The sequence below is a fragment of the Cellulomonas fulva genome (assembly GCF_018531375.1).
GTDB classification, from domain to species: domain Bacteria; phylum Actinomycetota; class Actinomycetes; order Actinomycetales; family Cellulomonadaceae; genus Cellulomonas; species Cellulomonas fulva.
Window position 1 is genome coordinate 1,236,508 of record NZ_JAHBOH010000001.1, and the last position, 25,461, is coordinate 1,261,968.

Below are 25,461 nucleotides of genomic sequence, written 5' to 3' on the forward strand. Positions count from 1 at the left end.
AGACATCCCGGGGGCCGGGGTCGGCGTCAGGGGAGGGGGCGGGCGAGAAGGACGCCGACGCCGCCCGTGAAGGTGACGCCGGCGAAGGACGGGCCGCGCGCCTCCTCGACGAACCCGTGCGCGGCGTGCAGGTCGAGCGACGGGTGGTTGGTCGCGTTGACGATGCTGCGCAGCGCGTCGGTCCGGTCCCCGGCCGCCGTGACGCGCGCGGCCACCGCCGCGACGACGGCCGCGAGCAGGCGGTCGCCCGCGCCTCGTCGTCGCCAGGCCGGGTCGACCGTCAGCGACGAGACGTACCAGCCGTCGGGGGAGTCGGCGTGACCGCCCAGCACCCGGGCGGACGCCCAGCCGACCACCTCGTCGTCCCGGCGCGCCGCGAGGACGACGTGCAGGTCCGACCGCAGCCAGCCCGCCAGCCGCCCCTCGAGCCCCACCTGCGTCGCCCCGCGCGTGCGGGCCACCCGCGCGACCCCGGCGACGTCCTCGGGCTCCGCGGGTCGCACGACGAGCGCGGGGTCCGGCCGGCCGTGCTCGTCGGGCGCGTACGGGGCGAAGTGCGACACGTCGCCACCGTACGTCGCCTGGTAGACAGGTCGGCATGATCCTCGAGCACGCAGTCCTGCAGGTGGTGCCCGGCCGCGCGGCGGAGTTCGAGCGGGCGTTCGACGAGGCGAGGCGGATCATCGGCGGCATGCCCGGATTCCGGGGGCTGCGGCTGGAGCGCGGCGTCGAGGACCCGACGCGGTACCTGCTGCTGGTCGAGTGGGACCGGCTCGAGGACCACACCGAGGGCTTCCGCGGGTCGCCGCAGTACGACGAGTGGCGCGCCCTGCTGCACCACTTCTACGACCCGTTCCCCGAGGTCGACCACTACGCACCGGCCGCGACGCAGGCCGCGTCGACGGCGCCCGCGCTGCCGGCCCCTCCGCTCGCGCTGCCCGTGCGGCCCGTGCTCCCCGGCTTCCACCCGGACCCCACCGTGTGCCGGGTCGGCGAGGACGTCTACCTCGCGTGCTCGAGCTTCGAGTACGCGCCCGGCGTGCCGGTGCTCCGCTCCCGCGACCTGGCGACGTGGGAGCTCGTCGGGCACGCGCTGGACCGTCCCTCGCAGCTCGCGCTCGCGGGCGTCGGCGCGTCCGGCGGCGTGTACGCGCCGACGCTGCGCCACCACGACGGCCGCTTCTACCTGGTCACGTCGAACGTGAACGACGGCCCGGGCCACATCCTGGTCACCGCCACGGACGCGGCCGGCCCGTGGTCGGAGCCGGTCCGCATCGACGAGGTCGGCGGCATCGACCCGGACCTCGCGTGGGACCAGGACGGCACGTGCTACCTGACGTGGTCGGACGGCGGCATCGTGCAGGCCGTGCTCGACCCGACCACCGGCCGGCTGCTGTCCGACCCGCGGCCGCTGTGGAGCGGGACGGGCGGCCGCGACCCGGAGGGCCCGCACCTCTACCGCGTCGGCGAGCACTGGTACCTGCTGGTGTCCGAGGGCGGCACGGGTGCCGGCCACGCCGTCTCGGTCGCGCGCGGACCCGCCCCGTACGGGCCGTTCGAGCCGTGCCCGGACAACCCCTTCCTCACCGCACGCGCGACGCCCCACCCCGTGCAGAACGCCGGGCACGCGGACCTCGTCGAGCTCGCCGACGGCACGTGGGCGGCGGTGTTCCTGGGCGTGCGCCCCTCCGGCCGGTTCCCGTCCTGGCACGTCCTGGGCCGCGAGACGTTCGCCGCCCGGGTCGCGTGGGAGGACGGGTGGCCGCGCGTGGTCGCGCCGATCGAGCCGTCCGACGAGGCCGCGGTGCCGCCCGACGAGCTGACGGACGCCCTGCCGCCCTCCTGGGTGGGCTCCGGGGTCTTCCCGGCCGACGTGCTGCGGCGCACCGACGACGGCTGGGTCCTGACCGCCCGGCCCGACGAGCGCACGTTCGTCGGCCACCGCCAGGAGCACCCGCACGTCACCGCGTGCGCCCGGGTCGACGCGGCCGACGGGGTGGGCGGCATCGAGGTGCGGATCGACCCGTGGCACGCGCTGACGCTCGAGGTAGACGGCGGCGTCGCCCGCGCCGTGGCGCGCGTCGGGCACCTGGTCCAGGAGCTCGGCTCGACGCCGGTCGGCCCGGACGACGAGCTCGAGCTGCGGGCGGTGCCGTCGACCGCGTCGGAGTACAGCCGGGAGCGGGGTCCCGACGAGGTCGTCGCGGCCGTGCGGCGCGCGGGGGCCTCCGCCGGCGACGAGGTCGTCGAGCTGGGCCGGATCGACGGCCGCTACCTGTCCACCGAGGTGGCGGGCGGCTTCACGGGCCGCATGGTCGGCCTGGTGTGCCGCACCGGCTCCGTCGCGGTCCGCTCCTACCGCTGCGCACGCGACTGACGACGCGGGACGGGAGGCAGCGGTGGAGCGGACGACCGAGGCGGGCGTCCCCGGGCACGGGACGGTGACGCGGTGAACGGGGCCGCGGTCGTGGGCGTGGTCGCGGCCGCCGTCGGTCTGGCCGTGGCGCTCGTCGTGGTGGTGGTCGTGGTCGCCCGGACGTCGCGCCCGGGTCCGCGGCTCACGGCCGCGGAGGCCGCCGCTGCGGGCTGGCGGTGGCAGGGCGAAGGGCTCGACGTGCTCACGCGGTGCGGGGTGGTCGGCGTCGACGTGACCGAGGCCGGCGCGGTCCTCACCCGCGACCTCGGCGGTCGGACGGTGGTCGCCGCCCGGACGTCCGGCCGCAGCTGGACCGTGCGCCGCGGTTCGGTGACGATGACGTCGCGGGTGTCCGGCGCTCCCTACGCGCTGTGCAGCGTGCGGCTGCCGGCCGCGCTGCCGACGATCCACCTGCTGCGCGAAGGTGCGGGCGGGGGCCTCGCCACGGCGGTCGGCGTGCCGGACGTCGACACCGAGTCCGGCGCCTTCAACGAGGGGCGCCGCGTGGTCTCCGACGACGACCGGGTCGCGCACGCGGTCCTCGCGCCGCACGTGATCGCCGAGGTCTCGGCGGGGCCCGCGGACGCGACGCTGCAGGTGGTCGGCGACCGGCTGCTCAGCTTCCGCCCCGGTGAGCCGGACCTCGCGGAGCTGGCGGCGCGTGCGGCGTGGCTGGTCCGCGTCGCGGACGCCATCCCGGGCTTCGTCTACGACGAGCGCCGCGACTGACGGGTCACTCGCCGGTGGACCCGTCGATCCGCTCGCGGATCAGGTCGGCGTGCCCCGCGTGCCGCCCGTACTCCTCGATCAGGTGCACCAGGATCCACCGCAGCGAGATCTCCTGGTCGGTGTGACGCTGACGCCGCGCGGCGACGGCGTCGAGCCCGCGCTCGCGCAGCACCTGCTCGACGAGCGCGTCCGACCGCGCGATCGCGTCCACGTAGCGCCGCCGCAGCTCCTCGGGCGGCGTCGTCCGCGCGGCCGTCCACTCCCAGTCGCGGTCGGCCGCCCAGTCCACCGACGCCCACGGCTCTGCCGGCGGGTTGCCGTGCAGGACGACGCTGCACCAGTCGTCCTCGACCAGGGCGAGGTGGTGCAGCAGCCCGCCGAGGGTCATGGTCGACGGGGGCAGCGCGGTGTCGAGCTGGTCCGCGTCCAGGCCGTCGGCCTTGCGCAGCACCGTGGAGCGGAGGAAGTCGAGGAAGCCGAGCAGGGTCGCGACCTCGTCACCGGTGAGGGGCGGGTCGGTGCGGTCGGTGCTGATCACGTGCGTGACGCTACGCCAGCGCGCTCGTCGACCGGCGGGTGGCGTCCGGCAGGCGGAATCAGATGGCAGGGGCTGGGCCAGGTGCGGGAGCGTTCCCAGAGCGGCGGACGACGCCGCGGGACGGACGGGGCGCGGCGTGGCGCGGAGCGGTCAACGAACGAGAACGAGCACGAGAACGAGCACGAGGACGAGCACCGGTACCAGCACGAGCACGGGTACGGACACCGGTACGGCGGACCGCACGGCCGCGGCGGGCACGACGAGCGCGTCGCGGAGCTGGGTGGTCAGGCGGCTCGCGGAGCGTCGGTTCGCGGCGGGCCAGCTGCGCAGCCTCCTCCCGTACGCCGGCCGGGGCCTGGTGGCCGGGACCGTCGCCGTGCACCTGGTGGCGGGCGCCGCGCCGATCGGGTTCATGGTCGGCACCGGCCTCGCGCTGCAGGACCTCGCCGGCGGCGGGGCGGGCGGCTGGCTCGCCCTCGCGGCCGCGTCGTTCCTGGTCCAGCAGGCGCTCGCGCCGCTGCAGCTGGTGCTGTCCAGGCGCGTGCAGCGGCGCGTCGACGCCGCGTGCATCGAGCGGCTCTCGTCGTTCGCCCTGCGCGGGGCGTCGCTCGCGGGGCTGGAGAAGCCCGAGGTGGCGGACCGGCTGAGCCAGGCCGACGAGGCGTTCGAGCAGTGGACGCTCACGCCCGGCGCCGCGGTCGAGGGCGCGCTCGCGCTGACCGCGCGGTACACCCAGCTGGTCGGCGCGCTCGTCGTGCTGCTGGTCGCGGTCGGTCCGTGGCCCGCGCTCGCGGGCGCGTTCGTCGCGGTCGTCGCGCGGCTGGGCCAGACCGAGGCGTTCAACCGGTGGGGCCACGTAATCCGGGACATCCGGCGGCTGCGGCGGCGAGCCGGCTACGTGCGCGAGCTCGCGACGAGCACGCGCGCCGCCAAGGAGATCCGCACGCTGGGCCTCGTCGACTGGCTGGACCAGCGGTACGTGGCGGAGGACCAGGCGGTGCTCGACACGCTCTGGACCTCGCGCCGCCGCGTGTACGGCGCGCCGTTCGTCGGGTACGCGCTCGCCGCGCTCGTCGGGTCGGTCGTGGCGCTGCTCGTGGTCGCGCGGACGGACGCGGACGTCGCGCAGGTGAGCGTGGCGGTGCAGGCGCTCATCCTGTGCGGACGGTTCGGCGTCGTGTTCCCCGAGGCGGACGTGAAGCTCGTCTACGGCCGCGGCGCGTGGCAGGCGCTGCTCGAGCTCGAGGACATCGCCCGCCGCGAGGGTGCGACGACGGGCGACGCCTCGGCCGGCGGCGCCGGTGCGGTGACCGCGCCGCGGCGGTCGGTCCGGCTCGAGGGCGTGCAGTTCGGCTACCGGCCGGACCGCCCCGTGCTCGACGAGCTGGAGCTCGAGCTGCCCGCCGGCACGTCGACCGCGCTGATCGGGGTCAACGGGGCCGGCAAGACGACGCTCGTCAAGGTGCTGACCGGGATGTACACGCCGCAGGGCGGCAGCGTGCTCGTCGACGGGACGGACCTGCGCACGCTGGACGTCGACGCGTGGCAGCGCGCCTTCGCCATCACGTTCCAGGACTACCTGCGCTACGAGCTCCCGCTCCGCGAGAACGTCGCGATGGGCGCGATCGCGCACCGCGACGACGACGAGGGCATCCGCGCGGAGCTCGAGCGCGTGGGGCTGGGGGACCTGCTGGCCGAGCTGCCGGCGGGCCTGGACACGCCGCTGACGCGGGCGCTGCCGGGCGGACGGGACCTGTCCGGCGGGCAGTGGCAGCGCCTCGCGCTCGCGCGCTCGCTGTTCGCCGTCCGGCACGGGGCCTCCGTCCTGGTGCTCGACGAGCCGACCGCGCAGCTCGACGCCCGCGGCGAGGCCGAGTTCTACGACACGTTCCTCGACCTGACGCGCGGCGTCACCAGCCTCGTGATCTCGCACCGGTTCTCGACCGTGCGGCGGGCGGACCGGATCGTCGTGCTCGACGCCGGTCGGGTGACCGAGGTCGGGACGCACGACGAGCTCGTCGCCCGCGGCGGGCAGTACGCGCGGATGTTCGAGGTCCAGGCGCGTCGGTTCACGGCCGAGAACGACCAGGAGGTCGCGCGATGAGGGACGTCGTGTTCTGCCTGCGGCGCCTGCTGACGATCACCTGGCGTCTGGACCGGCGACGGTTCGCGGCCGGGGCCGGGCTGCTGCTGCTCGGTGCGATCGCCACGCCGCTGCTGGCGATCGGCGCCGGCCGGCTGGTCGACGACGTCGTCGCGGGCGACGTCGCCAGCGCGAGCGGCTGGGCGCTCGTCGTCGCGGTGGCGCTCACCGGCGACCTGATGCTCGGCCACTTCGCGCACCTCTACTACTTCGAGCTCGCGGAGGAGACCGAGCAGCGGTTCAACCGGGACCTGCTGCGCCTGGTCAACGCCGGGGACCACCTGGACCGGGCCGACGACCCGGCGTTCGCCGACCGGATCGACCTGCTGCGCCAGGACGTCATGCAGATGCGCGCCACGGTGCAGACGGGTCTGCAGCTCGGCGCCACCGCCGTGCAGGTGCTGCTGACGGCGGTGGTCCTCGCGACGGTGTCGCCGTGGCTCCTGGTGCTCGCGGCGTTCGCGGTCGCGCCCGTCGTGCTCGGCCGGCGCGCCGAGGCCGGGCTGCAGGAGGTGCGCGAGGCGCAGTCGTCCACGACACGCTCGATCCGGGCGCTGCGGCGCCTCGCGACCAGCCCGGCCTCGCAGAAGGAGATCCGCCTGAACGGCGGGACGGACTTCCTGCTGGCGCGTCAGGGTGCGCTGCTGGGGACGTACGACGAGGCGATGGGCCGCGCGGACACGCGGTACGCGCTGCTGCGCGCCGCGGGGCAGATCGTGTTCGGGCTGGCCTACGTGGGCGCGGTGCTCGGGGCGTTCTGGCTGGCGCGCGAGGGCCGGGCCTCGGTCGGGCAGGTGGTCCTGACGATCACGCTGGCGACGCAGCTCAGCACGCAGATGTCCGCCGGGATCGAGATGCTCGGGTCCGTGCACCGCGCGGCGGCCGGGCTGCGCCGGTTCGTCGGGCTGGAGGCGGAGCTCGCGGCCGAGCACGCCACGCCGCCCGACGGGCTGTTGCCCGCGGACCTGAGCGACGGCCTGCGGCTCGAGGACGTCACCTTCGTCTACCCGGGCACCGAGCGGACCGTGCTCGACCACGTGGACCTGCACCTGCCCGCGGGCTCGTCGGTCGCGCTCGTCGGGGAGAACGGTGCGGGCAAGAGCACGCTGCTCAAGCTCGTCGCGGGGCTGTACCGGCCGACGGCCGGGCGCGTGCTCGTCGGCGGGACGGACCTCGCGACCGTGGAGCCGGCGCGCTGGCGCGAGCGCACGGCCGCGCTGTACCAGGACTTCGCGCGCGTGGAGCTGACGCTGCAGCACAGCGTGGGCATCGGCCGGCTGGCGGACGTGGACGACGAGTCCGCGGTGGCGGCTGCGCTGCGCCGCGCGGACGTGGGCGAGCTGGCCGACGAGCTCGCGCCCGCGGACGTCCTCGGCACGGGGTACGCCGACGGGCGGGACCTGTCCGGCGGGCAGTGGCAGAACCTCGGCTTCGCGCGGACGCTCATGCGCGACGACCCCGCGCTGCTGATCCTCGACGAGCCCGCGGCCGCGCTCGACGCGCTCGCCGAGCAGCGGCTGGTCGACGCGTACCAGGCGACGGCGGCCGAGGTCGCCACGACGGTCGGCGGCGTGACCGTGTTCGTCACGCACCGGATGTCGACCGTGCGCCTGGCCGACCGGATCGTCGTGCTCGACGCCGGCCGCGTCGTCGAGCACGGCACGCACGCCGAGCTGCTCGCCGCGGGCGGCCGGTATGCGCAGCTCTGGGCCCTGCAGTTCCGCGCCTACACGGAGGGTTGAGAGTGCCTCGACTGTTCATGACGACCGTCGACGTCGCTGCGTGGGGCGCGGGACCGCAGCCGACGCTCGAGGCCGACGGCCTGGTGCTGCGGCCCTGGCGCGCCGCGGACGCCCCGGCCGTGCGCGCCGTCTACGCCGATCCGGCGATCCAGCGCTGGCACGCGCGGCGGCTCGACTCCGACGAGGAGGCCGCCGAGGTCGTCGAGAGGTGGCGCGGCGCCTGGGCGGCCGGGTCCGGGGCGGGCTGGGCCGTGGTCGACGCGGCCGGCGCGCTCCTCGGACGCGTGAACCTCAAGCTGGTCTCGGCCGAGGACGGCGTGGCCGAGCTGGGCTACTGGACGGCACCCGACGCGCGCGGGCAGGGGGTCTGCTCGCGCGCGGTGCGGGCGATGACCGGGTGGGCCGTGGCGCAGGGGGTGCACCGGCTCGAGATCGAGCACTCGGTCGGCAACGCGGCGTCGTGCCGGGCCGCGGAGAGGTCCGGGTTCCCGCTCGAGGCGACGCGGCGCAGCAGCGCCCGGCACGCCGACGGCTGGCACGACATGCACGTCCACGTCCTCCTCTCGCCGACGGACCGGTAGCCCGGCCCCGGCCGGTCCCGTCTGCTGTGGGCGGAACGGCACCGCGCGGAGCGGCGTCGCGCTAGCGTCGGGACATGGCGACGGCGACGGGGACGACGAGCGTGTGGCAGCGGCGCCTGCGGTGGCGGGACGCGGTGGGCGCGGTGCTGCGCGAGCGCCGGCTCGACGCGGGCCTGCGGCTGACCGACGTGTCCGCGCGCGCGGGCGTCTCGACGCAGTACCTCTCGGAGATCGAGCGAGGCCGCAAGGAGCCCTCGTCGGAGGTGCTCGCGGCCGTGACCGACGCGCTCGACCTGTCGCTCGCCGACCTCGCGCTGCGGGTCGCGGACCTGTTGGCGCCGCGGCCGGGGCGCCTGCCCGCACGGGCCCCTGCGGTCGTCCTCGACCTCACCGGACGCCACGACGCGCTCGTGTCCCGCGCGCCTGTGCCCCGCTCGTCTGTGTCCCGCTCGTCTGTGCCCTCTCCCGCGGTCACGCTGCTGGCCGCCTGAGCGCCCCGCGGTCGATCACCTGGTCCGCCAGGCCGTACTCCACGGCCTGGTGCGCGGTCAGCACCAGCGCCCGGTCCGTGTCACGGCGCAGGACCTCGGCCGACCGTCCCGTGTGGCGCGCGAGCACCTCCTCGAGCTCCGAGCGGACGCGGACGATCTCGTCGGCGGCCAGGATCAGGTCCGGCACGTCCCCGCGCGCCTGCGTGCCCGGCTGATGCAGGACGACGCGGGCGTGCGCGAGCATCGACCGTTGGCCCGCGGCGCCACCCGCGAACAGCACCGCGGCGTCCGCGGCCGCCCGTCCCACGCACGTCGTCGTGACCGTCGGGCGCACGTACTGCATGGCGTCGTAGATCGCGAGCATCGCCGACGGGGACCCGCCCGGCGAGTTCACGTACAGGTCGATCCGCCCGTCCGGGTCGGCGGACTCGAGGTGCAGGAGCTGCGCGACGACGACGTTCGCGACCTCGTCGTCGATCGGGGACCCGAGGTAGACGATCCGGTCCGCCAGCAGCCACGAGTACACGTCGAGCGAGCGCTCGCCGCCGGGGACCTTCTGAGTGACGTAGGGGATGATCACCGCGCACCCCCGAATCCGGCGGACGTGGCGAACCACGGCAGCACCTGCGCCACGTCGTCGACCACGCGGTCGACGAACCCGTACTCGAGCGCCTCCGCGGCGGTGAACCAGCGGTCCCGCTGCGAGTCCTCCGTGACCCGCTCGACCGGCTGGCCCGTGTCCGCGGCGATGAGACCGAGCACGGTGTCCCGCGTGTGCCGCAGGTCGTCGGCCTGCAGCTCGACGTCCACCGCCGAGCCGCCGATGCCGGCCGAGCCCTGGTGCAGCAGTACCCGGGCGTGCGGCAGCGCCGCGCGCTTGCCGGGCGTGCCCGACGAGAGCAGGAACTGGCCGGCGCTCGCGGCCCAGCCGATCGCGACCGTCGCCACGTCGCACGGCACCAGGTGCATCACGTCGCGGATCGCGAGCATGGCCGGTACGGAGCCGCCGGGGGAGTTGACCAGGAGCGTGATGTCGCGGTGCGGGTCCTCGGCCGCGAGCACCAGCAGCGCCGAGCACAGGCGGTTGCCGAGCGCCTCGTCGAGCGCGGTGCCCATGAGCAGGACCCGTTGGTGCAGCAGGCGTTGCGCCAGCAGCTCGTCGTAGTCGGCGGTCCGGGGGAGCGTGGTCTCGGTCATGCGACGACGCTCGCACCGGTGACGGCCCGGAGGACCGCCCTGCCGCCGCGAGCAGATCCGCGGTCAGCAGCAGCCGGCCGGCCCGCGGGGTCAGGGGCGCAGCAGGACCTTCGTGGCGCGGCGCTCGTCCATGGCCGCGTACGCCTCGGCGGCCTGGTCCAGCGGGAGCGTCAGGTCGAAGACGCGTCCGGGCTGCAGTCGTCCGTCCAGCACCTCCGGCAGCAGCTCCTCGATGTAGCCGCGCACCGGCGCGACGCCGCCGCGCACGCCGACGTTGGTGCCGAACATGGTCCGCACGGGAAGCTCGGGCCCGCCGGACGGCACACCCACGAACCCCACCTGGCCGCCCGGGCGCGCGGACCGCAGCGCCTGGTCCATCGACTCCTTGGTCCCCACGCACTCGAGCACCACGTCGGGCCCGATGCCGGAGAACATGTCCTTGAGCCGCGCCACGCCCTCGTCGCCCCGCTCGGGGACCACGTCGGTCGCGCCGAACGACCGCGCGAGCGCCTGCCGCGCCTCGTGCCGGGACATCGCGACGATCCGCGACGCGCCGAGCCGCTGCGACGCGAGCACGGCGCACAGACCGACGGCGCCGTCCCCGACGACCGCCACGGTCGAGCCCGCGCGCACGCCACCGGACACCGCGGCGTGGTGCCCGGTCCCCATGACGTCGGACAGCGTCAGCAGGTGCGGCACCAGCTCGTCGGACGGCGTCCCGGGGACGACGACGAGCGTGCCGTCCGCCAGCGGTACGCGGACGCGCTCGCCCTGGCCGCCGTCGAGCGAGCTGCCGGGACCGTCCTCGCTGCCCCACCAGCCGCCGTTGAGGCAGGAGGTGCTGACGCCGTTGCGACAGTTGAGGCAGGTCGAGTCGCACACGTAGAACGGCGCGATGACGAAGTCGCCCACCGACAGGCCGCTGACCTCGGTGCCGATCTCCTCGACCACGCCGACGAGCTCGTGCCCGATGCGGTGCGGTGAGTCGGTGCGCTGGACCCCGCGGTAGGGCCACAGGTCGGACCCGCACACGCACGCCGCCACGACGCGGACGATCGCGTCCGTGCCGTACCGGAGCACGGGGTCGGGGACCTCCTCGACCCGGATGTCCCGCTCACCGTGAATCACCGTCGCACGCATGGAGCCAACCTAACCCTGGACGGGCCGGAGGAGCTGGCCACGGATCGTCGCCAGCTCCTCCGGCCCTCGCGGTCAGGGCGTGCCCGTGACCGCGGTCCCGTTGCGGGTGACCGTGTACGCGAGCTCGGCGCCGCTCCAGAAGTGGAACGTCAGCGTGACGGGCGCACCGTCCGTCACCTCGGCGAAGAACGCCGGGCGGAGCACGATCTCGCCCGCGGCCTCGTCGGGCGCGAACGCCACGTCGAACTCCTTGAACGCGGTCCACCCGTGCGGCCCCGCGAAGGAGCCGTCCGCGTAGGTCGCCTCCATGGTGGCGAGCCGGTCGCCGCGGAACTGCGTCGGGACGGCGAAGTCCTCCGTGGTCCCCGTCGCGGCGGCGAGCACGGGCTCGTCGGCGGCGACGACCTCGATCCGCCACGGCACGCCGCGCGTGAACCACGCCGTCAGCGTGGCGCGCGTGCCGTAGCCGGCCGAGGATCCGACGAGGCGCTCGAGCAGCCGGGTCGGCAGGGTCAGCGTCGAGCCCGAGAGCCGGTAGTCCTTGCCGGCGCGCAGCGGCTTGCGCCCGTCCGTCAGCGCGACGAACCGGGTGCCGTGGAGGTCCAGCGTCACGCTCTGCTCGGCGACCGCGTCGGGGTGGACGAAGACCTGGTCGGTGGACGCCGTGCCGGAGCGCGTGGTCCAGCTCGAGCGGATCTGGGCGAACAGCGCGGGGTCGCTCCACCGGTAGGTGGTCCGGCCGAGGTGCTGGCCGTTGTCCCACAGCATCGTCGTGACGCCCGCGGTCCGGGCCTCGTAGCCGAGCTGCTCGAAGAACTTGAGCTTCTCGCCCTGCTCGATGGTGCCGGTGTGCCGGTCGAAGCCGAGCAGGCCGTACTCGCCGAGGATCACCGGGATGCCGGCGTCGCGCAGCGTGGTCTCGACGCGGTCGAACGCCCCGGTCATGTCCGCGAGCGCGGTCTCGTCGAACCGCGTGCCGCCCGCGACGTTCACGCTGAACGGCCAGTAGCCGTAGTAGTGGAAGGTCGCCGCGACGTTCTCGTCGTCCAGCGCCTCGTACGTCTCGAGGAGGCTGTCGAGCCGCGCCTGCCCGCTGTCGGTGTGCAGCGTCGGCAGCACCAGCACGCGGTCGGCGTTGCGGCCGCCCGACGAGCGCACGACCTCGTGGAACGTCGTGTTCAGCTCGTCGAGCAGGGCGTACTCCTGGTCCTCGCCCGACGAGCCGGCGAACTGCGGCTCGTTGACGGACTCGAACAGCAGCGTGCGCGGGTAGTCCCGGAACCGCTCCGCGAGCTGCTCCCAGGTGGCGGTGAACTGCGCGAGCACCTCGTCGTGCCGCGTCGGCATCTGGTTGACCCACTGCCACGAGTCGTGGTGCAGGTCGAGCAGCACGGACAGGCGCGCGTCGAGCGACCAGTCGACGACCTCCTGGATGCGGTCCAGCGTCGCGTCGTCGATCGCGTAGTCCGGTGGGGGGCCCTCGAACTGGCCCAGCGTGACCGGGATGCGGATGCTGCGGAAGCCCTGGGCCCTGACCGTGCGGATCAGCTGCCGGGTGACGCGCGGGTTGCCCCACGCGGTCTCGTCGGCGCCGACGGAGTCGAACGTGTTGCCCAGGTTCCAGCCGGGCTGCATCCCGGCGACGACGCGCTCGGCGGACGGCTGGTGCCTGGTGCCGTGGCGGTCGTGGGGGCCGTGGCCGGCGGGGCCGCCGGCCGTCGCGGGTGCGGCCAGGGTGGCGGTGAGCGCCAGGGTTCCGACGAGCGCCGCGAGGCTCGTCCAGAGGGGTCGTCGCATGGTTGCCCTTCTCACGGTGGGGCCCCGTTGCCCCGCGCCCCGGAGCGCGAACTCGCCCGTCGAAGCGCTTCGACGGGCGAGTCTACGGGCGATTGGTCCCGTTCGCACGGGTCTCGCGCGTGTGAAGCGATACGGCTCAGGGAGCGGCAGGGGTCCGGTCGTCGGCGGGCTCGTGGCGCAGCAGGTCGCCGGGCTGGCAGCCGAGCGCCTCGCAGAGCGCCTCGAGCGTGCTGAAGCGCACAGCCTTGGCGCGGCCGTTCTTCAGCACCGCCAGGTTCGCCGGGGTGATCCCGACGCGCTCCGCGAGCTCGCCGACGGACATCTTGCTGCGAGCGAGGGCGACGTCGATGTCGACGACGATCGGCATCAGATCACCTCGTCGAGCTCGGCGCGCAGCGCGCTCGCGGTCGTGTCGAGCGTCACCGCCTTCGCGAGCAGGAGGCGCATCACCACGACGAGCAGGGCGATCCCCGCGCAGCACACGCCCCCGATCCCGATGACGGCGACGATCCCGGGCGCGACCGCCTCGCCGGGCGCGAGGACCCAGCCGAGCGCGAAGGCCAGGACGGCGCCGGCGGCCGCGCAGCCGATGATGACGTCCACGTCGCGGAACGCCGACGTCGAGAACGGCGCGTCGCGGCGCGCGAGCCGCAGCAGGCGCCAGATGCACACGAGCGCGACCTCGGCGGCGAGGAGCCCCGCGATCATGATGCCGACGACCACCCAGCGCAGCGGCGCGAGCTCCGGCTCCTCCTCGGCGATGTCGACCGCGAGCAGCGGCAGGATGACGCACTGCACGAACAGCAGCCCCGCGATGACGAGCACGATGACCGCGCGCACCGCGCGGACGACCCAGACGTCCATGACCCCTCCTATCGACGAACGATAGAAGCCTATCGCTATTCGATAGACCGGTCGAGTCCACTGGTGCCGCCGCCGGCCGGCTCCTGCCGTGCGCTCGTTCGTCTCGACCCGGGTGGGTCGTCAGAGATCCGGGTGGGTCGTCAGACATTGCTGACGAGGGACCGCACCTCTCACGACCTGGCGAGACCTCTGCGCCGGGGTGTCGGCCGGCGATCTCGTCGTGCGGGGGGCTGGCGGTGGAGCCGGACGGAACGGGCGAAGCGGGAGATCTTCACAAGCGTGACACGTGTCACTACTGTGTGGCCCGGCCTGCAACGCCGCAGCGCCGGACGCCGTCCGAGAGGGACCCGCGATGTCGAACGAGAAGTCACGTCTGGACGAGCTGCCGGCCCTCGGGCGCCGGTCCTTCCTGGCCATGTCCGGTGCGGCGGTCGTCGTCGCGGCGGGTGCCAGCGGTGCCGTCGCGGGCGGTGGCTCGCACCGCCCGTCGCCGTGGCGACCCGGACCGCCGCGGCGCGGGGGCGCGGCCGCGCAGCGCGCGGCCACCGCCTTCCTGCAGTCCGCGACGGACGCCTACCCGACGATCAACACCGGGCCGCGGCTGGCGCAGAGCTACGCCGACGAGCTCGGGCTGTTCAGCACCGCGTTCGTCTACGACAACGCGCTGGCGATCGGCGCGCTGCTCGCCGACTGCGGCCGCGGCACGCTCGCCACGGCCAAGGTGCTCGGTGACGGCCTGGTCTACGCGCAGGAGCACGACCCGGTCCACGACGACGGCCGGCTCCGGCAGGGCTACAACGTCGGGCCGTACACGTTCTACGACGGCAACCCGCAGCCGAACGGGTTCGTCCAGCCGGACGGCACCGCCAACATCGGCTGGCAGTTCGGGTTCCTGGGCACGGCGGTCGGGGACATGGCGTGGCCGGGCCTCGCCCTCCTGCAGCTCTACGGCGCCACCCGGGAGCGGCGCTACCTCGACGCGGCGGTGCGCATCGGCGAGTGGATCACGACGAACGCGTGGTCGACGCGGCCGCTGGGTGGCTTCTCGTTCGGGGTCGACGGCGCCGACAACCCCGTGCCGAACGGGTCGACGGAGCACAACATCGACTGCGTCGCCTTCTTCACGATGCTGCAGCACGTCACCCGGGACAAGGCCTGGGGGAAGGCGGCGGCCCACGCGCGCGCCTTCGTCGAGCGCATGTGGTCCCGCGCGGACGGCTGGTTCTGGACCGGCACCAACGACGGCACGGAGATCAACCGCGACCCGGTCCCGCTGGACCCGGCGACCTGGAGCTGGCTGGCGCTGCGCGACCGCCGGTACGCGGGCGCCCTCGACTGGGCCGGGCGCGCGCTGGCGACCACGGACGTCTCGACCGCGCCGACGTCCCAGCTGCCGGACGGCGAGAAGGTCTCCGGCGTCACCTTCAGCACGGCGAGCCTGACCTCGACCGCGCAGTACAACGGGATCACGGTGCACCCGCAGGGCGTGTGGCTCGAGGGCACGGCGCAGCTCGCGACCTCGCTCGCCGACCGCGGTGGCCGGGCGGACCGGGCGCGTTCCGAGGCGCTGCTCGCGCAGGTGCGTCACGCGCAGGACGCGCTCGGCACGGGTCAGCACCTGGGCGGCGTCGAGGTGGACGGCGGCGTGGTCGCGGCGTCCAGCCTCATCGACTCCGGGTTCGGGTTCGGCTACTTCCAGGTCCAGCACGTCGGCGCGACCGCGTGGTTCCTGTTCGCGTCCACCCGGACCAACCCGATGCGCTGGGGCGGCCTGCGCTAGGAGGACACGGAGGCGGCACGCGTGGGCAGCGTGAGGACCCGCGCGCCGTCCTCGGTGATCGCGACCGTGTGCTCGCTGTGGGCGGTGCGGCAGCCCGTCGCGCTGCGCAGCGTCCAGCCGTCGTCGTCGGTGACGAGCTCGTCGGTGTCCACCATGACCCACGGCTCCAGCGCGAGCAGCAGGCCGGGGCGCAGCGTGTAGCCGCGTCCCGGCCGGCCGGTGTTGGGGACGTGCGGGTCCTGGTGCATCGTCGAGCCGATGCCGTGGCCGCCGAACTCGGTGTTGACCGGGTACCCGGCGGCGGCGAGCACCGAGCCGATCGCGTACGAGACGTCGCCGAGCCGCACGCCGGGCCCGGCCGCGGCGATCCCCGCGGCCAGCGCGCGCTCGGTGGTCTCGATCAGGGCGACGCTCTCCGGCGGTCGCGCGGAGCCCACGACGAAGCTGATCGCCGAGTCGGCGGCGACGCCGCGCAGGAGGACGGCGAGGTCGAGGGTCAGCAGGTCGCCGTCGGCGAGCGCGTAGTCGTGCGGCAGCCCGTGGAGCACGGCGTCGTTCACCGCGGTGCAGATGTAGTGCCCGAACGGCCCGCGGCCGAACGACGGCGCGTAGTCGACGTAGCAGGACTGCGCCCCGGCGTCGAGGATCATCGACCGCGCCCAGCGGTCGACGTCCAGGAGGTTGGTCCCCACGGTGCACCGGGACCGCAGGGTCTGCAGGATGTCGGCGACCAGCGCGCCGGTGGCCGCGGCGCGCTCGACCTCGGCCGGGCTGAGGATCTCGATCATGCGCCGCGCGTCCCGTCGAGCGTGCCGCCCAGCGCGACGAGCAGCCGCTGCACCTTGCGCTTGTTCCGGCCCCAGTCGAACAGCGAGGGCACGGCCTCGCGCGGGTGGAAGACCAGCCGCGTCCCCGCGGCGTCCGGCACGAGCTGCACGTACAGCGTCGTGCCGAACGAGCTCGCCGACATCCCGCGGACCAGCACCGCCTGCTCACGCGTCGACGCCGGCCCCACCACCCAGCCCTGCTGCACGGCTGTGCGGTCCAGCTCCAGGCGCATCTGGTCGAGCGGCTGCGGGACGGTGCCCGTGTACGTCGTCTCCGGTCCCACCGGCTGCCTCCTGCTCACGCGTGGCGGGTGCCTCGCGACCCAGCGAGCCTACCCAGCGGGGACGGGCGCCAGCAGTTGCGCGGGGCTACCGACGGTGTGAGCGTGGGGCGTCGGCGGTCCTCGACGACGAGGGCCGTCGGCAGCGCGGCGCGGCCGATCTCCCTGGCTCGCCGCCGACCACCCGGACGATCGCGCCGGCCGAGCCCTCGACCGCCGCACCGCGGGCCGCACCGACGCGACCTCGCGCGCCCGCCTCGCGCGGCCACGGCCGTGCGGGCGACGGTCAGGGTGCGGACCGAGGAGGACTTCCATGGCACGCAGGACCGACCCAGCCGCGCGGCGGCACGGACCACGGACGACGGTGCTGGCGGGCGCGCTCACGGCTGGGCTGGTCGGGCTGGCCGGGATCGCGGCACTGCCCGCGGCGGCGGGTGGTCACGGCCCGGGCCGTGACCACGACCCGCGCCAGCCCGAGCTGGGCACCCGCGGGGTCCCCATCATCACCGTGGACCACCGCAGGTTCCGCGACCTCGACCGCGACGGCCGGCTGACCCCGTACGAGGACTGGCGTCGCAGCGCGGCGAGCCGCGCGGACGACCTCGTCGGGCGGATGACCCCGGAGGAGAAGGCCGGCCTGCTGGTCCACGGGACGCTCCCGACGACCGCGACGGGCTACCGCTTCGAGGACACGACGAGCGCCGGGGTCACCCAGCTCCTGGGCGACCGGCACATCACGACCTTCATCACCCGCCTCAGCGCGACGCCCGCGCAGCTCGCGACCGCCAACAACGCGGTGCAGGAGGCGGCCGAGGGGCAGCGGCTGGGCATCCCCGTCGTCGTGTCCACCGACCCCCGCAACGGCTTCTCGGTGACCGCGGGCCAGACGGTCGCCCGCCAAGGCGTCACGGCGATGCCCGACGCGATCGGCTGGGCCGCCGCGGACTCCCCGCGGCTGACGCGGCTGCTCGGCGACGTCGTGCGGCAGGAGTACCGCGCGGTCGGCATCCAGGAGGGCCTCTCGCCGCAGGCCGACCTGGCGACCGAGCCGCGCTGGACGCGGATCAACGGCACCTTCGGCTCGGACTCCGACGACGCGCGCGACCAGGTCGAGGCGTACGTCGAGGGGCTGCAGGACGGTGACGACGGGCTGCGCACGACGAGCGTCGCGACCGTCACCAAGCACTGGGTCGGCTACGGCGCCCAGGCCAACGGCTACGACAGCCACTACTACTACGGCCGCTACGCGATCTTCCCGGGGGACAACTTCGCCGAGCACCTGGTCCCGTTCGAGGGCGCGTTCGACGCGCAGACCTCCGGCATCATGCCGACGTACTCGATCCTGCAGGACCTCGTCTACCAGGGGCACGCCGTCGAGCAGACCGGTGCGGGCTTCAGCAGCTTCCTGCTGCAGGACGTCCTGCGCGGCGACTACGGGTTCGACGGCGTCATCGTGTCCGACTGGGGCATCACCGGCAGCTGCCCGGTGGAGTGCCAGGAGACGCGGCCGCCGGCGCCGTTCTTCGGCTCCTGGGGCGTCGGCATGCCGTGGGGCGTCGAGGACCTGTCGGTCGTCGAGCGGTTCGCGCTCGCGATCAACGCCGGGGTCGACCAGGTCGGCGGCTCCGACGAGCCCGCCAACGTGCTCGCGGCCGCCGACGGCGGCCTGCTCACGCAGGACCGGATCGACGAGTCCGCGCGGCGCGTGCTCGAGCAGAAGCTGCGGCTCGGCCTGTTCGAGAACCCGTACGTCGACGTCACGCGGGCGGCGAAGGTCGCGGGCAACCGGTGGTTCCAGAGGATCGGCGACGACGCGCAGGCGCGGTCGCTGACGCTCCTGACCAACGAGGACCGCGTACTGCCGGTCACCACCCGCTCGGGCCACGGGCACGCGTGGGGCACGACGAGCGGGCGCGGCCACCGGTCGAGCCCGACGGTCTACCTGTCCGGCGTCTCGGCCGACGTCGCCCGGGACCACGGCCTGCGCGTCACGACCGACCTAGGCTCGGCCGACCTCGCGATCGTGCGGCTCGCCGACCCGCGTGCGGGCGACGACCTGACGGGCCTCGAGTGGACGGGCGACGAGGAGGACTACCAGGCGTTCCTGGCGGCCACCGACGCGGGCGTCCCGACCATCGCGGTGCCCAAGCTCGACCGGCCGCTGATCCTCACGGACGTCGTCGACCGGGCCGCCGCGGTGCTGGCGAACTACGGCGTGTCCGACGACGTGCTGGTCGAGACGATCCTCGGCGAGCGGTCGCCGGGCGGCGAGCTCCCGTTCGAGCTGCCGTCGTCGATGGCTGCCGTCGAGGCGCAGCTGGCGGACGTGCCCGACGACTCCGCCGACCCGCTGTTCGAGCACGGCTTCGGGCTGTCCTACCGGACGGGGCACGGCCACCACCACCGGTGACCTCTGCCGCCCTGTCCTTCCCCGCGCCGCCGCGGTGCGGCTCGTCACAGGTGCCCGGCCGGGCGCGAGGTCCGGCCGGGCACCAGACTGTCCAGGTCAGGTCAGGTCAGGTCAGGTCAGGTCAGGTCTAGTCAGGTCAGCCCAGCGGGAGGGACCCCGGTATGACGGTCGTCAGCCTGCACGGTCACGCGTGCGCCCGGTTCGAGCGGGACGGCCGCGTGCTCGTCGTCGATCCCGGTGGCTTCAGCGAGCCGGACGCGACCGCGGGGGCGGACGCGGTGCTGGTCACCCACGAGCACGCCGACCACGTCGTCCCCGACCGCCTCACCGCCGAGCTGGCGGCGGACCCCACGCTCGAGGTGTGGGCTCCGCAGCCGGTGGTGGAGGCGCTCGTGCGGGCCGGCGCCGACGAGGCCCGCGTCCACGCGCTCGCCGTCGGGGACGAGGTCGAGGCGGCCGGGTTCGCCGTCCGCGCGCTCGGCGGCCGGCACGCGACGATCCACCCGGACCTGCCCGTGCCCGTCAACCTGGCCCTCCTGGTCGACGGCCGGGTGCTGCACCCGGGCGACTCGCTGACGCAGCCGCCCGCCGACGTGCCCGTCGAGCTGCTCCTGCTGCCCGTGAGCGCGCCCTGGCTCAAGCTCGCCGAGGCGGTCGACTACCTGCGGGCGGTGGCGCCGACGACCGCGGTGCCGATCCACGACGCGATCCTCAGCGACGCGGGCAAGGCGCTCGTCGACCGCGTCTCGAAGCAGCTCGCGGGAGACGGCACGACCTACCGGCGACTGGCGCCGGGGGAGACGCTCACGCTCGGTTGAGCGAGAGGAGCGCGCTGACCCACACCAGCGGCGCGTTCCACCGGATGCAGACGTCGTTGGTGACCTCGGACGTCGGCTCGTCGAGGTAGCAGCACTGCGGAGGCAGTCCGACGAGCCGGTCGTCGTACGGGAAGTCGGGCGCGGGCTGGGAGTTCGCGCCGCCGGCGAGCGCGCCCGGCGGCGGCGGGGGCAGCGTCGCGTCGCGGTCCTGGCCGAATGACCGGGTGCGCTGGTGCCGGCTGTGGTCGGTGCCGTAGCCGGTCACGTAGCTCTGGCCGAGCGCGTTGCGCCCCAGCAGGTGGTCCGCGCCGGCGGCGACCGCGTCGAGGTAGCCGGTCTCGCCGCTCACCAGCGCGGCGGTGCCGAGCACGACGAGGTTGTTCAGCAGCCGCCCGTTCGAGCCCCACGCCCAGCCGTCGGCGGGCGCGTAGGGCTGGCCCCACGGCTGTGCGTCCTGCACCGCACGCAGCCGATCGGCGCCTGCGACCACGCTCGCGACGACGCGGTCGTGGTCGGGCAGGGGAGCCGCGGGACCGGTGCGGCCGTGCAGGGCCAGGTCGAGCCGCGCGGGTGCCGCGACGGCGTCGAAGTCGAACCCGCGCTCGTCGAACGGGTCGCGCGCGTGGTGCGGGGACCGCGCCACGTCCTCGGCGTACCGCTCCTCGCCCGTCGCGAGCCAGAGCTCTGCCGCCGCCCAGTACCGGTCGTCGGACAGGTCGTCGTCGCCGTAGGGACCGCCGCCGTGCCGCGCGTGGTCGTCGGGCGCCAGCAGGTCGGGCGTGCGGAGCGCCGCGTCGTACGCGCACCGCGACGCTGCGAGCAGCCGCGCCGCGTACGCGGGGTCGGCGAGGCGGAACGTGCGCGCTCCCGCGGCGGCCGCGGCCGCGAGGTGCAGCCCGGCACCCGTCGAGGGGCGGTGCAGCACGCGCTCGGTGGGGTCCAGGTGCGGCGGGCCGGGGATCGGCGACCAGACGACGCCGTGGACCCGGTGGAACGCGAGGCCCGCGTGGGGCCGGCCCGGGGGGACCTGCATCCGCAGCAGCCAGTCCAGCTGCCAGCGGCACTCGTCGAGCACCCGGTCCCGCAGGTCGTCCGCCGCCGCGGTCCGCGGGCCTCGCGCGAGCACGTCCGCCGCTCCGAGCAGCTGCCACACGGCGATCGCGCCGCTCGTGACGTACTTGCCGTGGTCGCCCGCGTCGTACCAGCCGCCCGAGACGTCGTACGTCGCGTCGTCGCGCCAGCCCGGGTACAGGCGCGGGGCGTCGGGGCCCGACCACGGCCGGACCGCGGTGTCGCCACGGTTGGGCGGGACGCCGACGTGGCCGGCCGGCCGTGCGTAGCCGGGCGCGACCTCGTCGTCGATCGCGACGCCGGACCGCTGCAGCGTGAGGAAGCGCAGCGCGTCCGCGGCGAGCGGTCGGTACAGCCCGGCGTCGACGCGGAACGCGTGGCTGTGCGCGTCGAGGGTCGGGACCAGGACGCGGTGCCGGCCCGGCGGCAGGTCGCCCAGGTCGAGCACGTGCACCGCCAGACCGGACGTCGGTTCGGGGCGGGTGGGCCACGGGTGCGAACGGGCCTCGTGCACCGGGCGGCCGCCCTCGTCGACGACGAGGAACGGGACCGGCTCGGGCTCGTCGGACACGAGCGTGGCCCGCATCGGGCGACCCGGCAGGTAGCCCACCTGGTTGACGCGCACGCGCGGCCGCCCGGTGACGACGTCCCGCACGGACCACGACGGCCAGCTCACGCCCGGCAGCCTACGGCCGGCACGCCCGCCCCGTCCGGGGTGCGCGGGGCCGTGACCCTGCGGACGATGGAGCATGACGACCAGCGACGTGCACGAGCTCGAGGTCCCGCTCGACGTCCCCGACGGCTGGGCCCTCCCGGACCTCACCGGTGGCGGCGTCGACCGCGTCGCGGACGCCGGCGTGCTCGACCTGGATGCCCGCTACCTCGACACCGCCGACCTCGCGCTGCTGCGGCGCGGCGTCACGCTGCGGCGGCGCACCGGCGACGACGAGGCGGGCTGGCACCTCAAGCTGCCCGCCGGTCCGGGGCGGGACGAGCTGCGCGCACCCGTCGACGAGGACGCGCCCGACGAGGTGCCCGCGCGCCTCCTCGAGCTCGTCGCGGGTCTGCGCCTGGGCAGCGACCTGGTACCGGTCGCCCGGATCCGGACGCGCCGCACCGTGCGCCGGCTGCTCGCAGCGGACGGCCGGACGCTCGCTGAGGTGGTGCTGGACGACGTCGACGCACGCCCCGCGCTCGGGCCCGCGACGACGTGGCACGGGGTGGAGGTGGAGCTCGTCGACGGGTCGCCGGGCCTGCTCGCGGCGCTGGTCGACCGGCTCGTCGCCGGTGGCGCGGAACCGACGCAGGATCGCAAGCTCGCCCGCGCGCTCGGCCGCCGCGAGGGCGCAGCGCCCGCACCGGCGACCGGCGCCGAGCTCGTGCGGAGCACGCTCGGCCGGCACGTCGACCGGCTGATCGGCCTGGACCCGCGGGTGCGACGCGACGACCCGGACGCGGTGCACAAGGCGCGCGTCGCGGCGCGGCGGCTGCGCGAGGCGCTGCGCACGTTCCGCCCGCTGCTCGACCGCGAGGTCACCGAGTCGCTGCGCGACGAGCTCCGCTGGTGGGGCCGGGTGCTCGGCGAGGTCCGGGACGCCGAGGTCCGCGCGGCGCGCGTCGCCGACGTCCTCGACGCCCTGCCCGACGAGCTGGTGATCGGCCCGGTCCGCGCGCGCACGGGCGGCGACCTGCGGGGCGAGCGCGAGCGCGCCCACGCCGCCGCCCTCGACGCGATGGCCTCCGCGCGGTACCTCGACCTGCTGGTCCGTGTCGACGCCCTCGCGCAGGACCCGCCGGTGGTCCGGCACGCGCACCGTCCGGCGGAGCGTGTGGCCGCCCGGGCGGTCCGACGAGCGTGGCGTCGCCTGCGGCGGCGGGCCGACGAGCTGGCGGCCGTGCCCGCGGCGACGTCCCCGGGTGCAGGTCCGGCGGGGCTGGTCGTCGGGCCCGTCGTGGACGACCCCGCGCTCGCCGAGGCGCTGCACGCGTTGCGCAAGTCAGCAAAGGCCGCCCGGTACGCAGCGCAGGCGTGCACGGTCGTCGTGGGACGGCGGGCGCGACGGTTCGCCCGACGGGCCGAGGCCGTGCAGGACGCAGCGGGGGCGCACCACGACGCGGTCGAGCTCGCGGCGGAGCTGCGGGGCCAGGGCGTCGCCGCGCACCTGGCGGGCGAGAACGCCCTCACCTTCGGGCTGCTCGTCGCGGCCGAACGCGCCCGGGCCGCGCAGGCGTTCGCGGCCTACGAGGACGCGTGGGACCGCCTGGACCGCGGCACGGTGCGCGCCTGGACGCGTTGACGCGGCCCTCGACCCCGCGGCCTGCGAGGATCGGGGGATGGTCGAGGTCGTGCTGATGTGCGGGCCTGCCGGCTCCGGCAAGTCGACGGTCGCGCACCGGCTCGAGGCGGCCGGGTACGCGCGCGTCTCCTTCGACGACCACGCGTGGCGGCTCGGTCACCGACGCCACCCGCTGACGCCCGAGCAGTCGGCCGAGATCGCCACGGAGGTGCGGGCGAGCCTCCTCGCACTCGTGGGGGAGGGCAGCGACGTCGTCGTCGACACGTCGTGCTGGTCGCGGCGCTCACGCGACGAGTACCGCGTGCTCCTCGCGCCGCTCGGGATCGTCCCGGTCACCTGGTACGTGGAGACGCCGCGCGACGAGGTCCTGCGCCGCGTCGCGGCCCGCGGCAACGCCGGGCCGCACGACCTGGCACTCGAACCCGAGGTGGTGGCACGGTTCCTCGACGGGTTCGAGGTGCCGACACCGGCCGAGGGTCCCCTGCTGGTGGTCGACGGCACCGGCGGTGACGCGCCGGCCTGACCCCGTCCGTCCGCGCGGCGTGGGACGTCGGAGAGCGCGCAGCCGCGCGTGGGTCCGCCCGAACGCGGAGCCCCCGGTACCGGTCAGCGCGTCCGACGGCAGACGACGACGTGCTCGAGGCCCGGGCGGTCGGGCGCGTCGCGGACCTCGTCGACGTCCAGGCCGGCGTCGGCGACGAGCCCGCGCACCTCGTCGAGCGTCCAGAACCGCAGCGTGGAGTCGGACGTGACCAGGCCGGTGCCGGGGACCAGGTGCGACCAGCGGAACGTCACGAGGGGCGGCTCGACCGCGGTGACCTCGACCCACGCCTCGACCTCGCCGAGACCGGGGACCTCGGTGCGCGTCCGGCTCTGCTCGGGCGTCCACGCCTCCCACGCGCGGCGCCGCGGGTCGCGCGTCTCGAAGACCAGCCGGCCGCTCGGCCGCAGCACCTCCCGGACCGCGACGAGCGTGCGCAGCGCCGCGTCCCGGTCGAGGAACACCTGGAACACGTTCGCGGTCATCACGACGAGGTCGACCGGGTCGACCTCGGTCAGGACGCCGGCGTCCCCGTCGAGCCAGCGGACCCGGGACGCGTGGGGCTTGCCGCGCGCCACGTCGAGCGACGCGGTCGCCGGGTCGACCCCCACCACGTCGAGCCCGTCGGCCGCGAGCATCGTCGCGAACGTGCCCGTGCCGCACCCGAGGTCGAGGACGCGGTGCGCCCCGAGCTCGTCGACGAGTGCCCGGTACGCGTCCAGGTCCGACCGGTCGGGGTCCAGCGGGTCGTACAACCGCGCCAGCAGGGGGTCCTCGAAGATCGCGTCGGCCACGGTCCGCACGGTAGCCGCTGCCCGGCGGGGGAGGCGGTGCGGGTCAGGGTGCCGTCGCGCGCAGCACGTCCTCCAGGGAGCGCGGGGGGTGGCCCGTGAGCTCCTCGACGGCCCGGGAGGGGTGGGCCATGACACCGCTCGCGATGGCCGTGTAGGTGCTGACCCACGCGTCCACCTGCCAGTCCGGCGCGCCGTAGCGGGCGCGCGACGCGTACGCCTCCTCGACGGTCTCGTCGTGGAACGCGACGTCCCGGCCCCGCACGCGCGCGATCGTCGCGGCGACCTCGGCGAGCGTCACCGCCGCCGGGCCGGTGAGGTCGTAGGTGCGCCCCGCGTGGCGCTCCGGCTGCCTGAGGACGGCCGCGGCCGCCTCCGCCACGTCGTCGCGCGCCACCGCCGCGCACCGGCCGGTGCCCGCGGGGCCGCGGATCACGCCGTCCTCGCCGACCATCAGCTCCAGGAAGTCGAGGTAGAGCGCGTCCCGCAGCGCGGTGGACGCCATGCCCGACGCGCGCAGGTGCTCCTCGGTGGCGAAGTGGTCCCGCGCGAGCGTGAACGTCGCGTCGGGCGCCGCGCCCAGGAACGACAGGTAGACGACGTGCCGCACCCCGGCGGCCGCGGCCGCGTCGACGAAGGCGCGGTGCTGGTCGACGCGGTCCGGCGCCTCGTGCCCCGAGACCATGAACGCCACCTCGACCCCGTGCAGCGCCCGCGCGCACGCGTCACGGTCGGTGTAGGACGCCGCCACGACGTCCGTGACGGTCGGCAGCCGCGGCACCCGTGCGCTCTGCGGGTCCCGCACCAGCAGGCGCTGGGCGACGCCGGCCTCGTCGAGCAGCCGCGCGACCCGGCCGCCCACGTACCCGGTCGCGCCGGTGACGGCGACAGGTGCAGAGTTCATCACCCGATGCTGCCTCCTCTCGGCGCCCCGCTCCACCCCGCTGCCTCCCCATACGCCCACCCACACGCGCAAGGGACCCGGGTGAGGGCGGGCGGGAGCGCGG

23 protein-coding genes and 1 pseudogene are annotated in these 25,461 nt (G+C 75.4%); 11 read left to right on the top strand and 13 right to left on the bottom strand.

The window, feature by feature from the left end; genetic code table 11:
* Positions 1 to 26: 26 nt before the first annotated feature.
* Positions 27 to 563, bottom strand: coding sequence for a GNAT family N-acetyltransferase (locus KIN34_RS16725; protein ID WP_214347773.1), 537 nt, complete (start codon positions 561 to 563; stop codon positions 27 to 29).
* A gap of 35 nt (positions 564 to 598) precedes the next feature.
* On the opposite strand from KIN34_RS16725, the gene KIN34_RS05440 reads away from it, so the two are divergent.
* Positions 599 to 2,377, top strand: a complete 1,779-nt coding sequence (locus KIN34_RS05440; RefSeq protein ID WP_214347774.1) for a family 43 glycosylhydrolase — start codon at positions 599 to 601, stop codon at positions 2,375 to 2,377.
* A 72-nt stretch (positions 2,378 to 2,449) separates the two neighbouring features.
* Positions 2,450 to 3,145: a hypothetical protein gene (locus KIN34_RS05445; protein WP_214347777.1), complete on the top strand. Its 696-nt coding sequence runs from the start codon at positions 2,450 to 2,452 to the stop codon at positions 3,143 to 3,145.
* A gap of 4 nt (positions 3,146 to 3,149) precedes the next feature.
* Here the strand turns inward: KIN34_RS05445 and KIN34_RS05450 are convergent, their stop codons facing one another.
* The gene (locus tag KIN34_RS05450; protein ID WP_214347780.1) at positions 3,150 to 3,683 is read right to left on the bottom strand and encodes a mycothiol transferase; all 534 of its coding nucleotides are present in this window, start codon (positions 3,681 to 3,683) and stop codon (positions 3,150 to 3,152) included.
* A 280-nt stretch (positions 3,684 to 3,963) separates the two neighbouring features.
* Here KIN34_RS05450 and KIN34_RS05455 point away from each other — a divergent pair, with 280 nt between their 5' ends.
* The 4 genes and pseudogenes from KIN34_RS05455 (at position 3,964) to KIN34_RS05470 (ending at position 8,640) form a co-directional block, all read left to right on the top strand.
* Positions 3,964 to 5,787: an ATP-binding cassette domain-containing protein gene (locus KIN34_RS05455; protein ID WP_214347783.1), complete on the top strand. Its 1,824-nt coding sequence runs from the start codon at positions 3,964 to 3,966 to the stop codon at positions 5,785 to 5,787.
* Between the two features lie 1,103 nt (positions 5,788 to 6,890).
* Positions 6,891 to 7,568: pseudogene (locus tag KIN34_RS17470) on the top strand (ATP-binding cassette domain-containing protein); the annotation flags it as partial.
* Between the two features lie 17 nt (positions 7,569 to 7,585).
* Positions 7,586 to 8,149: a GNAT family N-acetyltransferase gene (locus tag KIN34_RS05465; RefSeq protein ID WP_214347789.1), complete on the top strand. Its 564-nt coding sequence runs from the start codon at positions 7,586 to 7,588 to the stop codon at positions 8,147 to 8,149.
* A 74-nt stretch (positions 8,150 to 8,223) separates the two neighbouring features.
* Positions 8,224 to 8,640 carry a helix-turn-helix domain-containing protein gene (locus KIN34_RS05470; protein ID WP_214347792.1) on the top strand — a complete coding sequence of 139 codons (417 nt, stop codon included), beginning with the start codon at positions 8,224 to 8,226 and terminating at the stop codon, positions 8,638 to 8,640.
* Here the strand turns inward: KIN34_RS05470 and KIN34_RS05475 are convergent.
* The 6 genes from KIN34_RS05475 to KIN34_RS05500 form a co-directional block, all read right to left on the bottom strand.
* Positions 8,621 to 9,220 (bottom strand): ClpP family protease, encoded by a 600-nt coding sequence (locus tag KIN34_RS05475; RefSeq protein WP_214347795.1) that lies wholly within the window; start codon positions 9,218 to 9,220, stop codon positions 8,621 to 8,623. The two genes, KIN34_RS05470 and KIN34_RS05475, sit on opposite strands and share 20 nt — an antisense overlap.
* Positions 9,217 to 9,837, bottom strand: a complete 621-nt coding sequence (locus tag KIN34_RS05480; protein WP_214347797.1) for a ClpP family protease — start codon at positions 9,835 to 9,837, stop codon at positions 9,217 to 9,219. Before KIN34_RS05480 ends, KIN34_RS05475 begins: the two co-directional genes overlap by 4 nt.
* 90 nt (positions 9,838 to 9,927) lie before the next feature.
* Entirely contained in the window at positions 9,928 to 10,977 is a 1,050-nt protein-coding gene (locus KIN34_RS05485; RefSeq protein ID WP_214347799.1) for a zinc-dependent alcohol dehydrogenase family protein, read from the bottom strand.
* A gap of 72 nt (positions 10,978 to 11,049) precedes the next feature.
* Positions 11,050 to 12,774 carry a cellulase family glycosylhydrolase gene (locus KIN34_RS05490; protein ID WP_214347801.1) on the bottom strand — a complete coding sequence of 575 codons (1,725 nt, stop codon included), beginning with the start codon at positions 12,772 to 12,774 and terminating at the stop codon, positions 11,050 to 11,052.
* 136 nt (positions 12,775 to 12,910) lie between these two features.
* Positions 12,911 to 13,141: a helix-turn-helix domain-containing protein gene (locus KIN34_RS05495; protein ID WP_214347803.1), complete on the bottom strand. Its 231-nt coding sequence runs from the start codon at positions 13,139 to 13,141 to the stop codon at positions 12,911 to 12,913.
* Complete coding sequence (locus tag KIN34_RS05500; protein ID WP_214347805.1) at positions 13,141 to 13,638, bottom strand: DUF2975 domain-containing protein; 498 nt, start codon at positions 13,636 to 13,638, stop codon at positions 13,141 to 13,143. Before KIN34_RS05500 ends, KIN34_RS05495 begins: the two co-directional genes overlap by 1 nt.
* 352 nt (positions 13,639 to 13,990) lie before the next feature.
* Here KIN34_RS05500 and KIN34_RS05505 point away from each other — a divergent pair, with 352 nt between their 5' ends.
* On the top strand, positions 13,991 to 15,418 hold the full coding sequence (locus KIN34_RS05505) for a YyaL domain-containing protein (RefSeq protein WP_214347807.1): 1,428 nt from the start codon (positions 13,991 to 13,993) through the stop codon (positions 15,416 to 15,418).
* Here KIN34_RS05505 and map read toward each other — a convergent pair.
* Together map and KIN34_RS05515 are read right to left on the bottom strand one after the other, a co-directional pair.
* Positions 15,415 to 16,206, bottom strand: coding sequence for a type I methionyl aminopeptidase (gene map, locus KIN34_RS05510; RefSeq protein WP_214347810.1), 792 nt, complete (start codon positions 16,204 to 16,206; stop codon positions 15,415 to 15,417). The genes KIN34_RS05505 and map overlap by 4 nt on opposite strands.
* Entirely contained in the window at positions 16,203 to 16,547 is a 345-nt protein-coding gene (locus tag KIN34_RS05515; RefSeq protein WP_214347813.1) for a hypothetical protein, read from the bottom strand. Before KIN34_RS05515 ends, map begins: the two co-directional genes overlap by 4 nt.
* A 292-nt stretch (positions 16,548 to 16,839) precedes the next feature.
* Between KIN34_RS05515 and KIN34_RS05520 the strand changes: the two genes are divergently transcribed.
* Together KIN34_RS05520 and KIN34_RS05525 are read left to right on the top strand one after the other, a co-directional pair.
* Positions 16,840 to 18,936, top strand: coding sequence for a glycoside hydrolase family 3 protein (locus tag KIN34_RS05520; protein ID WP_214347815.1), 2,097 nt, complete (start codon positions 16,840 to 16,842; stop codon positions 18,934 to 18,936).
* A gap of 161 nt (positions 18,937 to 19,097) precedes the next feature.
* Positions 19,098 to 19,754, top strand: coding sequence for an MBL fold metallo-hydrolase (locus tag KIN34_RS05525; protein ID WP_214347817.1), 657 nt, complete (start codon positions 19,098 to 19,100; stop codon positions 19,752 to 19,754).
* Here the strand turns inward: KIN34_RS05525 and KIN34_RS05530 are convergent.
* Positions 19,741 to 21,501, bottom strand: coding sequence for a glycoside hydrolase family 9 protein (locus KIN34_RS05530; RefSeq protein ID WP_214347821.1), 1,761 nt, complete (start codon positions 21,499 to 21,501; stop codon positions 19,741 to 19,743). The two genes, KIN34_RS05525 and KIN34_RS05530, sit on opposite strands and share 14 nt — an antisense overlap.
* A gap of 73 nt (positions 21,502 to 21,574) precedes the next feature.
* On the opposite strand from KIN34_RS05530, the gene KIN34_RS05535 reads away from it, so the two are divergent.
* Together KIN34_RS05535 and KIN34_RS05540 are read left to right on the top strand one after the other, a co-directional pair.
* Positions 21,575 to 23,122 carry a CYTH and CHAD domain-containing protein gene (locus KIN34_RS05535; protein ID WP_214347824.1) on the top strand — a complete coding sequence of 516 codons (1,548 nt, stop codon included), beginning with the start codon at positions 21,575 to 21,577 and terminating at the stop codon, positions 23,120 to 23,122.
* A 37-nt stretch (positions 23,123 to 23,159) separates the two neighbouring features.
* Positions 23,160 to 23,645, top strand: coding sequence for a P-loop nucleotide/nucleoside kinase family protein (locus tag KIN34_RS05540; RefSeq protein WP_214347828.1), 486 nt, complete (start codon positions 23,160 to 23,162; stop codon positions 23,643 to 23,645).
* An 83-nt stretch (positions 23,646 to 23,728) separates the two neighbouring features.
* Here the strand turns inward: KIN34_RS05540 and KIN34_RS05545 are convergent, their stop codons facing one another.
* Together KIN34_RS05545 and KIN34_RS05550 are read right to left on the bottom strand one after the other, a co-directional pair.
* The gene (locus KIN34_RS05545) at positions 23,729 to 24,457 is read right to left on the bottom strand and encodes a class I SAM-dependent methyltransferase (protein ID WP_214347831.1); all 729 of its coding nucleotides are present in this window, start codon (positions 24,455 to 24,457) and stop codon (positions 23,729 to 23,731) included.
* Positions 24,458 to 24,500: 43 nt separating this feature from the next.
* On the bottom strand, positions 24,501 to 25,358 hold the full coding sequence (locus KIN34_RS05550) for an SDR family oxidoreductase (RefSeq protein WP_214347834.1): 858 nt from the start codon (positions 25,356 to 25,358) through the stop codon (positions 24,501 to 24,503).
* Positions 25,359 to 25,461: the final 103 nt, after the last annotated feature.

Excerpts from the sequence above, each read along its gene's own strand:
- KIN34_RS05440 (WP_214347774.1), top strand. The coding sequence starts at position 599 with ATGATCCTCGAGCACGCAGTCCTGCAGGTGGTGCCCGGCCGCGCGGCG.
- KIN34_RS05465 (WP_214347789.1), top strand. The coding sequence starts at position 7,586 with ATGACGACCGTCGACGTCGCTGCGTGGGGCGCGGGACCGCAGCCGACG.
- KIN34_RS05470 (WP_214347792.1), top strand. The coding sequence starts at position 8,224 with ATGGCGACGGCGACGGGGACGACGAGCGTGTGGCAGCGGCGCCTGCGG.
- KIN34_RS05480 (WP_214347797.1), bottom strand. The coding sequence starts at position 9,837 with ATGACCGAGACCACGCTCCCCCGGACCGCCGACTACGACGAGCTGCTG.
- KIN34_RS05485 (WP_214347799.1), bottom strand. The coding sequence starts at position 10,977 with ATGCGTGCGACGGTGATTCACGGTGAGCGGGACATCCGGGTCGAGGAG.
- KIN34_RS05490 (WP_214347801.1), bottom strand. The coding sequence starts at position 12,774 with ATGCGACGACCCCTCTGGACGAGCCTCGCGGCGCTCGTCGGAACCCTG.
- KIN34_RS05495 (WP_214347803.1), bottom strand. The coding sequence starts at position 13,141 with ATGCCGATCGTCGTCGACATCGACGTCGCCCTCGCTCGCAGCAAGATG.
- KIN34_RS05500 (WP_214347805.1), bottom strand. The coding sequence starts at position 13,638 with ATGGACGTCTGGGTCGTCCGCGCGGTGCGCGCGGTCATCGTGCTCGTC.
- KIN34_RS05505 (WP_214347807.1), top strand. The coding sequence starts at position 13,991 with ATGTCGAACGAGAAGTCACGTCTGGACGAGCTGCCGGCCCTCGGGCGC.
- map (WP_214347810.1), bottom strand. The coding sequence starts at position 16,206 with ATGATCGAGATCCTCAGCCCGGCCGAGGTCGAGCGCGCCGCGGCCACC.
- KIN34_RS05520 (WP_214347815.1), top strand. The coding sequence starts at position 16,840 with ATGGCACGCAGGACCGACCCAGCCGCGCGGCGGCACGGACCACGGACG.
- KIN34_RS05525 (WP_214347817.1), top strand. The coding sequence starts at position 19,098 with ATGACGGTCGTCAGCCTGCACGGTCACGCGTGCGCCCGGTTCGAGCGG.
- KIN34_RS05535 (WP_214347824.1), top strand. The coding sequence starts at position 21,575 with ATGACGACCAGCGACGTGCACGAGCTCGAGGTCCCGCTCGACGTCCCC.
- KIN34_RS05540 (WP_214347828.1), top strand. The coding sequence starts at position 23,160 with ATGGTCGAGGTCGTGCTGATGTGCGGGCCTGCCGGCTCCGGCAAGTCG.
- KIN34_RS05550 (WP_214347834.1), bottom strand. The coding sequence starts at position 25,358 with ATGAACTCTGCACCTGTCGCCGTCACCGGCGCGACCGGGTACGTGGGC.